The sequence below is a fragment of the Bacteroidales bacterium genome (assembly GCA_021157585.1).
Classification (GTDB): Bacteria; Bacteroidota; Bacteroidia; order Bacteroidales; family UBA12170; genus UBA12170.
In genome coordinates, this window is record JAGGWH010000173.1 from 1 (window position 1) to 12083 (window position 12083).

The 12083-nt window shown below is 33.0% G+C and carries 9 protein-coding genes; 6 read left to right on the forward strand and 3 right to left on the reverse strand.

The window, feature by feature from the left end:
* The coding region (locus J7K39_11990) for a carbamoyl phosphate synthase large subunit (protein MCD6180614.1) at positions 1–410 on the forward strand (410 nt) is incomplete at its 5' end.
* Between the two features lie 312 nt (positions 411–722).
* Complete coding sequence (locus J7K39_11995) at positions 723–2018, forward strand: cysteate synthase (GenBank protein ID MCD6180615.1); 1296 nt, start codon at positions 723–725, stop codon at positions 2016–2018.
* A gap of 98 nt (positions 2019–2116) precedes the next feature.
* Here J7K39_11995 and J7K39_12000 read toward each other — a convergent pair whose 3' ends face one another.
* Together J7K39_12000 and thrC are read right to left on the reverse strand one after the other, a co-directional pair.
* Complete coding sequence (locus tag J7K39_12000; protein ID MCD6180616.1) at positions 2117–4159, reverse strand: DUF349 domain-containing protein; 2043 nt, start codon at positions 4157–4159, stop codon at positions 2117–2119.
* Positions 4160–4264: 105 nt separating this feature from the next.
* Positions 4265–5497: a threonine synthase gene (gene thrC, locus J7K39_12005; GenBank protein MCD6180617.1), complete on the reverse strand. Its 1233-nt coding sequence runs from the start codon at positions 5495–5497 to the stop codon at positions 4265–4267.
* Positions 5498–5878: 381 nt separating this feature from the next.
* Between thrC and J7K39_12010 the strand changes: the two genes are divergently transcribed.
* The 4 genes from J7K39_12010 to J7K39_12025 are packed head-to-tail and all read left to right on the forward strand — an operon-like array spanning position 5879 to position 10590.
* Positions 5879–7075 carry a glycosyltransferase family 2 protein gene (locus tag J7K39_12010; GenBank protein MCD6180618.1) on the forward strand — a complete coding sequence of 399 codons (1197 nt, stop codon included), beginning with the start codon at positions 5879–5881 and terminating at the stop codon, positions 7073–7075.
* Position 7076: 1 nt separating this feature from the next.
* Entirely contained in the window at positions 7077–7907 is an 831-nt protein-coding gene (locus J7K39_12015) for a class I SAM-dependent methyltransferase (GenBank protein ID MCD6180619.1), read from the forward strand.
* Between the two features lie 3 nt (positions 7908–7910).
* Entirely contained in the window at positions 7911–9368 is a 1458-nt protein-coding gene (locus tag J7K39_12020; protein MCD6180620.1) for a response regulator, read from the forward strand.
* Positions 9369–9372: 4 nt separating this feature from the next.
* A complete protein-coding gene (locus J7K39_12025) occupies positions 9373–10590 on the forward strand; it encodes a response regulator (protein ID MCD6180621.1) in 1218 nt (405 codons plus the stop codon).
* A gap of 170 nt (positions 10591–10760) precedes the next feature.
* Here the strand turns inward: J7K39_12025 and J7K39_12030 are convergent, their stop codons facing one another.
* Positions 10761–12062: an aspartate kinase gene (locus tag J7K39_12030; GenBank protein MCD6180622.1), complete on the reverse strand. Its 1302-nt coding sequence runs from the start codon at positions 12060–12062 to the stop codon at positions 10761–10763.
* Between the last annotated feature and the right edge of the window lie 21 nt (positions 12063–12083).

Sequence of the window (12083 nt, forward strand, 5' to 3'; positions counted from 1 at the left end):
CAAAGAAAGCAGTTTTACTTTCATCAGGTGATACACGTTCAAAAGTGGAGCTGCTAAATCCTTGCAGATTACTTATTAAAAAAGGATTGAAGATATACGCTACTCAGGGAACTCATGATTTCTTAAAGAAAAACAGTATTCAGTCGGAAGTTTTACATTGGCCTGATGATAAACGTCAACCCAACTCTCTAGACTTTTTAAAAGAACGCAAAATTGATTTTGTGGTGAATATTCCTAAAAACTTATCGAGCGATGAATTGAATAATGATTATACTATCCGAAGAACAGCAATCGACTTGAATATTCCTCTAATCACCAATGCGCGGTTAGCCAATGCTTTTATCACCGCTTTCTGCTCTTTAGAACTTGAAGAAATAAGTATTCAGTCGATGGGATCATATTTTGCTTAGTATAGTGTTGGAGCATTCGGAGTGCGACTTTAAGTCGCGCCCCGAATAGCAAAAGAAAAATGGAAAAGTCCTCACCGAAAGTAATCTGCTAAAATCCTTCATCTCGACGAAACAAAGTGAAGGAGAGAACCCTCTTTAGTAAAAAAGGCTTATCTGGTTTTTTAAAGGGATATCTCTCTTCGCCCGATATGACAGGATTAAACAATGGAATAGAAATGAATTACCATTAACAAAGAGCATAAAATTTAATGAGCCATTTGGAATCCCATATTGGCTCTTTTTTTTACATTTGCAAAGCAAAAAATATTGGTAATGATAAAAGACTTTAAAGGCACTGCATACAAACTAAAAAGTTTTAAAACAGGAAATGAGTTTAGTGATAAAGGATGGACATTAGACGCACCACACGAAACTGAACCAACACTTATTCGTGCTATCTACGAAAAGAAACAATTGGAATTGGGAGATGAATCCCAAGGATTCTACAAATTTTCCGACTGGCTCCCTATTCATAAAACACTGGAAGGTTCTGCCCCTCCTATTACTTTCAAAAGTGAAGGACTAGCTAAAGCTCTTGACTTGACTAATTTATATATCACGTTTAGTGGGTATTGGCCAGAAAAAGGAGCTTATATGAAAACCTGCTCTTTTAAAGAAACTGAGGCTTATGCGGTACTTGGTAGAATGCCCGAAAATTTTGATAAAATTTTGGTTGTTGCTTCCGCTGGAAATACAGCGCGTTCTTTTGCCAAAGTTTGTTCTGAAAATAATATCCCTTTACTATTATTTGTTCCAGAAGAAAATTTAGATGCCCTTTGGTTTGATGCACCCATCAGAGATAATGTTAAACTAGTTAGTTCAGCAAAAGGAAGCGATTATTTTGATGCCATTCATTTATCAAATATTGCATGCGAAATGGATGAATATATTCCTGAAGGTGGCGCTAAAAATATTGCCCGCAGAGATGGTATGGGAACCACAATACTTTCCGCGGCAACAACAATTGGACAAATTCCAGATTATTATTTTCAAGGTGTAGGAAGTGCAACAGGAGCTATTTCAGCCTGGGAAGCAAATCTTCGATTATTGGAAGATGGGCGGTTTGGCAATACAAAAATGAAATTGCTTGTTTCTCAGAATTTGCCTTTTCAGCCGCTTTACGATGCTTGGAAAAAAGATTCCAGAGCTCTGCTCCCGATGGATGATAACCTTGCTCGTGAACAAGTAGAAACCATTCTAGCTAAAGTGTTGAGTAACCGCAAGCCCAATTATTCTATTTATGGCGGTCTTTATGATGCACTAAGAGATAGCGATGGAGACGTTCTAATAGCAAATAATGAAGATGCATTGGCTGCTTCTAAACTTTTTGAAGAAACTGAAGGCATTGATATTCATATTGCCGCAGCCGTTGCTGTAGCCAGCCTTAAGGATGCTGTTGAATCTAAAAAGGTAGACAAAGACGCAATAATCATGTTAAATATAACTGGTGGTGGCGAAACTAGATTTGCTTCAGAAATAAAACATAGACACTACCTAAAACCTATCCTTACTTTTGATTTTAATCCTAATCCGGAAGAAGTAAAAGCAAAACTAAAAGGCTTGTTTTAAAAATCGAGAGCTTTGCAAAACTCTCAAATCCTTAAAACTGATAAAAAAAAAGCGTTATTGAAATTTCAATAACGCTTTTTCTTTTTAAGAAATTACAACTAGCCTCTATCAATAATTCTAAGCTTATCTTTCAAACTTAAAATATCTGCTTTAGCTCGTTTAATTTTCTTTTCAAACTCCATTTTCAAAACGTCGGCATTTTTGCTATTTGCAAAGAAACCTAAGTTATTTTCCCATAACAAAACATCTTCTTTAAGCTTATCCATATTTTTCTGAATACCATAGCGTTCACGATTAAGTTGATAACTGTCATCTTTCTCTTTCATGCTATGAATCTTCTCTTTGAATCCTGAATGTTTAAAATCAATTCTGGAAATATTAAACTTATCCAATTGCATATCAATAGCCTCACGATAAGCTTTATTTAACTTATCCATTTCTTTTCTGGGTACATTGCCTATTTCATGCCATCTTTTTTGGAAAGATTTTATCATCTCCAAATTTTCAGTTTTATCCTCTCCAAACTTGGCAGATTTAATTTCTTCAATCAAAGCACTTTTAAGTTTAGAATTTTTACCTTCGGCCTCAACAAGTCCTTTATAATAATTCGACTTTGCTTCAAAAAAAGTATCGCAAGCTTTACGAAAGCGTTTCCATACGGCATCAGAATATTTTCGGGGAACCGGACCAATAGATTTCCAGTTTTTTTGCATTTTGATTAATGCTTCTGTTGTCCTTTTCCAGTTAGTATCATTTTGCAAAGCTTCAGCCTGAACACAAATAGCCAATTTCTGTTGATAATTATGTGTCTGCTCTTCTTTAATTTCTCCAAAAAACTGCTTCTTAGCAACAAAGAAAGAATTCAGATATCCTTTAAAACGCTGCCAAACCTCTTCATTAACTTTTCTGGGAGTCGGGCCTATGGTTTTCCAAACTTTAAACAAATCGTTTAATATCTCTGTATTCTTATTCCATTCTTTTATTGAAGAGCACTCCTTATAACTAATAGCTTCAGCTTTCTCGCATAGAGCTAATTTAGATTGATAATTATCTTCCAGTTTATCTTGTAATTGTTTATAATATTCTCTGCGAAGCAGATTAATTTTATCGGTAGTAGCTTTAAAACGATCCCACAATTCTTCTTTCATATTAGAAGGAACAGGACCTATCACTTTCCATTCTTCGTGATATTTTTGAAGTAGTTTAAAAGATTTAGTAACTGATTTTTCGAGCAAAAGTTCTTCTGCTTTTTCGCATAAAGCCACTTTTAGTTTTACATTCTTTTTCAGATCTAAATCACGTAATTCATTACTAATCTTCACCTTGTCAAAAAATTTCTCGACAAGAAAATGGTAATTACGCCACAATTCTCCCATTTCATTTTTGGGAATCATTCCTATTTCTCTCCAACGATCTTGAATTTCTTTAAATTGGTCGTAAGTAGATTTTAGGGTCTCATCAGAACTAACAAGAGTACGTAATTCTTCGAGTAATTCTTTCTTTTTAGCAAGATTATCACTTTGTTCTCGTTCTTGTTGCGCACGAAATTTAGCCCGTCTGGCACGATATATTCCAAGCACTTTATTATACCTAATATGCTCTTCTGTTTCCTGAGAGACATATTCGGCTTCATGACCGCCATTTTTAATAAATTTCTCCAAAGCCAATTTCTCAACTTCAGATAATTTAGCATCAATAAGACGTCTTAAAATAACAACTTTAGAACGAATTTTTTTAAGGCTCTCATCTTCAAACAAAAGCTCAAAGGCCGCTAAAATATCGGTAAGTGTAGCATCTTTATATTGCTCTTCAAACGCTTCATCGCTTAATTCGGCGTCCTCTTCTTCAGTTTCTGCTTCAACCTCTATATCATCATCTTCTTGTTCTTCTTCGGAGTTTTCTTCACTTACATTTAGTGATTCATCAGCTCCTAAGTCATATGATTCTTCAGTATCGACATTAGTTATTTCTACTTTATTTTTTTCGCCTTGTTCTTCGGTAGTTTCTTCCGAAATATTAGCGTTGGGAGATTCTGTTTCCGTATGGTTTTCAACTGCATTTTCAGCAGCTTCAGCATTCTCCTCTTGATTAGGCTTATTCACCTCTTCAAGATTCTGATTGGATTGTTCCTTATTTTCCATGAAATAATTTATATGTGTTTCTTTAGGTGGACAAATGTATAAAAATCTTAGTTGCTAATAGACTAAAAAGTTGCTTTTTTCCTAAGCTTATTTTATATATTCGGCTTAAATAATCTGTTCAAAATCAAAGGTATCAATATCTATAGCATCAGGAAAATCTAAACTTCCGGAAACAGTATCTATATCTTTTAACCCATTTCCAGTCAAAAGCACCACCACATTCTCATTTCTCACTATTTTGCTTTCGTGCTTAAATTTACATATTCCGGCATAAGCAGCTGCGGCAGCCGGTTCAACAAACAAACCAAATTGACTAGCTAAATGGCCTGATGCCTTTATTATTTCTATGTCTGAAACTTTCACACCTTTTCCACCATAGCGTAAGAGAAAATCTTTAGTCATATAAAAATTTCTGGGAATATCAACAGATATAGAATCGGCAACAGTTGAAGCAACTTCAAAATTAAGATTATCACTATCCAAATTATTTATCAAATTAGAACTTCCTTCTGCCTGAACCGCAATAATTTCAGGAATTTTCTTTATTAAATCAAGCCTTAAAAGATCTTCAAAACCTTTATAAAGGCCTGATATAATCACACCATCGCCTACAGGAACGAAAATTTTATCGGGCATTTCATTCATTTGCTCAAACAACTCAAAAGCAACTGTTTTTTTTCCTTCAATAGTCATTGGGTTAAAAGCAGTATTCCTGTTATAAAGACCATATTTTTCCGTTATTTTTAGACTTAAGTCATAAGCATCATCATAATTCCCTTTTACCGGAATAAGTTTTGCTCCATACATTAACACCTGAGTAAGCTTAGCTTTAGGGGCATTTTCGGGAACAAAAATAATGGCTTTCTGATTTTGCGAAGCGCAAATACCGGCAAGTGAAGAACCTGCATTTCCGGTTGAGGCGGCAACAATAGTGTGTATTCCATTTTCTTTTGCAAATGCAGAAACTAAAGCAGAAGCTCTATCTTTAAAAGAAAAAGTAGGGTTTGATGACTCCACCTTTAGGTGTAGCGAAAAAGAGCCCCTATCCTCCAATCTCTGTTCAGAAGTATAGAGAGGTGTTTTTCCTACTAAAAGAGGTGGTAAAGACGATAGGCTTTCAATTGGAAGTAAATCAAGATAATCCGATTTTACTAAATAATCGGCTTGCAATACCAACTTCTTTTTTATCTCGGAATAAGGATAAACAACTTTTAAAACTCCTTTTAATGCCTGACCTTCTTTATTTTCTAAGGCACACTCTTTACAAATATAGTGAACCCCTTTATCGGTGAAGCTTGCACCACAATTTATGCATATATAAGTATTCTCTTTTGACATGCAACGAAGATATTAATTTTTATTAATTCTTACATTGATTTATTGGCTGTTATAATAATTACAATATACTGAAACTTAGGACGAACAATATTTTACTCAATATCAATATGAAAACCATAAGAAAATCGCCGCCTATTTTAGCGCATAGAAGAAGGAATTAATATATTTTTTTATGGTTATTTAGAATAAATCCCTAATTTAGAGGATTGAAAAAATATTGTCTAATACTTTTGAGTAGTAAGGCATAACTGTTTAACCACAAAGCAATGAATTTGAACTCAAAATCTCCTTTTTTAATTGTATCTTTAGCTATGCTTATAAATATTAGAGCATTTGATTTCAAATATCTTGTTTTCAAATTATCAACATAAAATATTAATTATGCTTACAATGAAAATTATTTTTTGGGTCTTTTTGTTTATTATTTTCTACACCTATATCGGATATGGAATTTTATTATACTTATTAGTTTGTATCAAACGGATTCTCAAAAAATCAAAATCATCAAATATTGAGGAGAATTACGAACCGGAAGTTACATTATTTGTGGCGGCCTATAACGAAAAAGATTATGCAGAAGAAAAAGTAGCGAACTCATTTTCTTTAGAATATCCAAAAGAAAAAGTAAAGCAAGTATGGGTTACAGATGGATCTGATGATGGCACTCCCGATATACTAAAAAAATATGCCGACCAAGGTGTTGAAGTATATCACGAAGATGCTCGAGGTGGAAAAATTGGAGCTATGAATAGGGGAATGTCATTCGTTAAAACACCTATCGTTATTTTTTCAGATGGAAATACATCATTAGGTAAAGAGTCAATCCGAAGAATTGTAAATTTATTTGCAGATCCAAAAGTAGGCTGTGTTTCTGGCGAAAAAAGAATACACCAAAAAGATAAAGATGCAGCTGCCGGTACCGAAGGAATATACTGGAAATACGAATCAACTTTGAAAAAATGGGATGCAGAATTGTATTCCGTTGTAGGAGCAGCCGGAGAACTATTCGCTATCCGTACTGAATTGTTCCAACATGTTGAAAAAGATACTCTTCTTGACGATATGATAATTTCTTTACGTGTCGCTATGAAAGGCTATACAATACAATACGATCCTGAAGCATATGCTATTGAGACTGCCTCAGCAAACGTAAAAGAAGAGTTAAAACGAAAAGTGAGAATTTCGGCAGGCGGTTTCCAATCTATCGGTCGCTTATTACCAATATTTAATATTTTTAAGTATGGATGGCTTTCATTTCAGTTTGTTTCTCATCGCGTTTTGCGGTGGACTTTAGCACCACTTGGTTTACTAATTATACTTATACTAAATGCATTTATTACCGCTAACGAAGGCTTTTTTAATTTCAATAGTATTTTCACTTTCTTTTTCTGGGGACAGATCTTATTCTATACTTCGGCCTTATTAGGCTGGTTTCTCGAAAACAAACAAATAAAAGTTAAAGTTCTTTTTGTTCCATATTATTTCTTTATAATGAACTTGTCTGTTTTTCTAGGACTTAACAGGTATCTAAAAGGTAATCAGTCTGTTAAATGGGAAAGAGCTAAAAGAGGGAGCTAAAATGAGCGATATAAAGCAAAAAATAAAACGATTAATACCTTTTTGGTTAGGAAAAAAAATAAGAGGAACTTACCAAAAAATATTAGGATTAATATATAGAGGCGATACTTACTATTGTCCGTATTGCAAACATAATTTCAGAAAAATGCTTACCGATGGCGAGCAATTAGAGGTAATAGAAAAATATCAGATTATTGGTAGTGGTTATCGCAAAAACTGTACTTGTCCCAGATGCTATGCTAAAGATCGTGACAGGCTCATCCATCTATATCTTGAAAAAAAGACAACTGTTTTAACTAAGCCTCATCGTGTTTTACATATTGCACCGGAAGCTTGGCTGAAAGAACTTTTTCAATCATTACCTCACATTCATTATACCAACGGAGTTAAAGATGCCGAAAGTATGGGCTATTATTACGATAGAAGAACACGTGATATAGATATTACCGATTTGGAGATGAAAGATGCTTTTTACGATTTGATTGTTTGTAACCATGTATTAGAGCATATTACTGACGATATTAAAGCAATGAAAGAAATCTATCGCGTTTTAAAACCGGGAGGATGGGCAATTTTACAAGTCCCCTATTCGGCTATTTTAGAGAATACTTTTGAGGATGAAACTATTATAACAAAGGCCGACAGGACAAAATTCTTTGGGCAATTTGATCACGTTAGGATTTACGGAAAAGATTATGTAAATCGCCTTGAATTTGTTGGCTTTAAGGTAGAGTTATTCAATCCGATTAATGAAACTTGGGGAGAAGAATACATTAAAAAATATGCTCTAAATCCTAAAGAAAATTTGTTTATTGCACATAAACCAAGCTAATAAATGATATTACTTATCAATTTAATGGAAACAGACTCACTATTATTCCTTGGTGAAATCAGCGGATTAGTATTTATAATTATACTTCTAATTTTATTTTTGATAAATAAGAACAAGAGCAAAAAAATATTTGTAAAAAATCAAATTCTTGAATCCGAAATTAAAGAGCTAAAAAAGGAATTAAACAACAAAAATAAATCTTTAGAAGCCGAAATAGCTCTCAAAACAAAAGAGCTGTTAAACGAGATTGAAAACAGAAAAGCTATAGAGACAGAGCGTAAAATTGCACTAAAGAAAGCTGAAGAAGCAAGCTTTCTAAAAAATGCTTTTTTAGCCAATATGAGCCACGAAATAAGAACCCCATTAAATGGTATAATTGGTTTTTCTCATCTTCTTCTTAGTGAAGTTGAATATCAAGAAAAACCCGAGTTGGTAGATTTTGCTAAAGGGATTGCTGAGAGCAGCGATCGTTTATTAAACCTAATGGAGCATATTATTGATCTTAGTCGTATTGATGCCAATGACTACGAAATTAAAATAAAAACTTTCGAGATAAATGCAGTAGTTAAAGTATGTGTAGAAAAAATTAAAAACACTGCTTTTAAAAATGGCTTGATTTTTAAGTACGAGCAAGACTCTATTTATTTAGTAAAGGGCGATACTGCCGCTTTTGAAAAATCTGTGGATTTATTACTTGACAATGCCCTTAAATACACTATAGAAGGAAATATCTCTGTAAGTATAAAGGCTGATATCGATAAAAACATTGTTATAGTCTCTATCTCTGATACAGGAATAGGAATTGATAAGAACTTTTTATCTTCCATTTTTGAAGCTTTCAGACAAGAGAGTACAGGATACAGCAGAATACATCAGGGTGCAGGCTTAGGACTTCCATTAGCACAAAAATTAATGTTGTTAATGGATGGCGAAATCAAGATTAAATCAGAAAAAGGCAAGGGAACAGAAGTAAGCATAATACTTCCACTTGATAATTCTCAAGATCAAACAAGTTTAAAATATGACAAGAAAAAACTTGATAATCAGAAAATAAAAACAAAACCAAATATCTTTATTGTAGAAGACGATAAAATGAACCGTATGGTATTTGAAAAGATGCTTTCTAAATATGCAAATGTTAAAATTGCCGTTGATGGGGATGATGCTTTTATACAACTAGAAAAAGCTATACTCTCCAAATCGACTTTCGATATTATTTTATTAGATATCAATCTACCTAAACCTTGGGATGGGATGCTACTATTAACAGAATTAAAAAAGAAGTGGCCGGAATTAAACAAAATTCCTTTTATAGCTCAAACAGCATACGCAATGACCGGCGATAAAGAAAAATTCTTAAAAGCGGGATTCGACGATTATATATCAAAACCCATTGATAAAAAAGAACTCTTTACTATCATTGAAAATAATATGCGTAAATTTAGAACATCAAAATTCTAAAACAATGGAAGATCCGAAAGAAAAAGAATTGATTAAATTACAAAAAGAGCTAAGTGATTTAAGAAAGAAATATAATAACGCTTTACTAAACGAGCATAATTTACAAAGCTCTCAAGCAATCTTTTTAAGAAATCTTAGTCAGAATATCCGTATTCCTATGAACGGAGTAATGGGAATGCTTGATGTTTTACGCATGACAAAATTAGACGCTGAACAAAAAGATTATGTAAATTTAGTTGCCAATTATAGCGATAATCTTTTATCGATAATAAATGATATTCTAGATTATTCCAACTTAATGAACAGCACCTTTCAATTAGAAGCTGATTATTTTGAGATTAGTAAACTCGCAGACGAAATTAAAGAATTACTTCACTTCAAAGTAAAAGGAAAAGGACTAAACTTTATTATCAAAATAGATGATCAGATTCCGGAATTCCTCTATGCGGATAAAGGTAGAATTAAACAAGTTTTAATCAATCTTTTAAATAATGCAATTCGTCATACCAAAGAGGGTGAAATAAGATTGAATATTGAACAACTTAATCACAAAGATAAAAATTCTGTCGTAAAGTTCAGCATTGCTGATACCGGATTTGGAATTGAAGAAGGGTTGGTACGTATACTTAAAAAAGAACTAAATTCCGAAGGTTTAATTACAAAACTTTCATTAAACGGTGTGGGTCTTGGTTTAGCTATTTCCCAATCGCTATTAAAATTAATGGATAGTCATCTCTCTTTTGATACGGAGCTTGGTAAAGGTTCAAATTTTTGGTTTACGCTTTCCATTGCAACTCGACATAAAAACCGTTCAGGTGTTTACAACGAAACTATTCCAGGTAAACGATCTCTGAAAATCCTTTTGGTAGAAGATAATATGCTCAATCAAAAGTTTGCAAAAGTTACACTTGACAAACAAGGGCACTTTCTTGATATTGCAAAAAATGGTAAAGTTGCTATCGAAAAATTCAAAACTGAAACTTACGATCTTATTTTAATGGATATACAAATGCCCATTATGAATGGTATTGAAGCAACAAAAGAAATCAGAAGAATCGAAAATAAAAAAAGCACAGAGCCTATAAAAATAATTGCAATAACAGCTTTTGCACTTGATAATAACAGAGAAGCATGTATAAACGCCGGAATGGATGATTTCTTAGCCAAACCTTTTAAACCTAATCAGTTAATCCGTATGATTAACGAGATTAAGTTTATTTAATCTAAACGGTTAACAATTAAACTTAAATGAAGATCTTAGTTCTTTATTATTCGTCTAATTATTCTAATATCTTCCACTTCAAGAATCAATAAATAGAGAGAGCCAAAGGTATTTATAAGCAAACAACTGATAATGTTGAAAGGGGAACATGACTTAATGTTTATGTAAATTTATACAATAAACAGCAGTCCTTCTAATTTTCGACTTAAATCTTGAGCTTTCATTACAAACTGATCAGTCAATCGATTATGCATTTCCAGTAAAAGTTCAATGTCAGTAAATAAATTATTTAGTCTATCATCATTCCAATGTCGTACAGTTAGAAGACTTAAATTTCGGTTATATTTAACACTATATTCCTTTTGAAGCTGCTTTAATAGCTCTTCCAATTGTAGTGTATTTTCATCAGCAACTATTGAAAAATTAAGTGCGGAATTTTGAAGTAAGCGAATGTAAAAGTGATTTGAAGAAAATAGCTTTAAGATTTCCGTTAATTTTTCAGCATCGATAAAACTAAAGTCACGTGAAGCGATAGAAAATAAAATCTGATTTTCTTTGATAATAAAAGAGGGTATATCTCCATCATCGGTATTATTACTATTGATTACTGTTTCTGAATCAGGATTTTTAAATGAGCGAACAAATAAAGGAATTTGTTTTGCTTTTAACGGCTGCAATGTTCTAGGATGAATTACACTTGCTCCGTAAAATGCCAATTCAACTGTTTCGTGATATGAAATATGTTTAAGGCTTCTTGCCTTTGAAAAATACTTTGGATCTCCATTTAAGATACCAGGAACATCTTTCCAAACTACGAGCTTCTCTGCATTCAAAAAATGAGCGAATATTGCAGCCGAATAATCAGAACCTTCCCTACTTAGAGTTGTTCTTCTGCCGGCTTCTGTTCCACCAATAAAACCTTGAGTAATTACAATACTTGCCTTTTCAAACTGAGGTGTAAGTTTAACTGATATTTTTTCTTTGGTCTTTTCCCAATCTAGTCTAGCATCGCGGTACTTGGCATTTGTAATCAATAAATCTGATGCATCTAGCAAAATATTATCAACTTTATTTTGATTGAAAAACTCGGATACTATTCTTGTTGAAAGAAGCTCACCAAAAACTACAGTTTGATCGTAAGAATAATCATAAGACTGCTTTGAAGCTTCTGCAAGTTTTTCTTCCAACTGCAAGAAACAATTATTAACCAACTGAAAAACAGGATGATTGATTTCAAAAAGATCGCTAATAATTGACAAATGGTAAGTCTTAATTTTATTCAGCTGATTCAGCTTCATTGGGTTATCTTCACGGTAAAGGGTAAGTAGGTGCTCAAAAGCATTGGTCATTTTCCCCATAGCAGAAATAACCACAAGCAATTTTTCTGACCTTTGCTTTTCAATCAGAGGAAGAAGAGAACGGATACTATAGGCATCTTTTACTGAAGCTCCACCAAATTTATAAACCAACATAAACTCTTTTCTACAAAACTA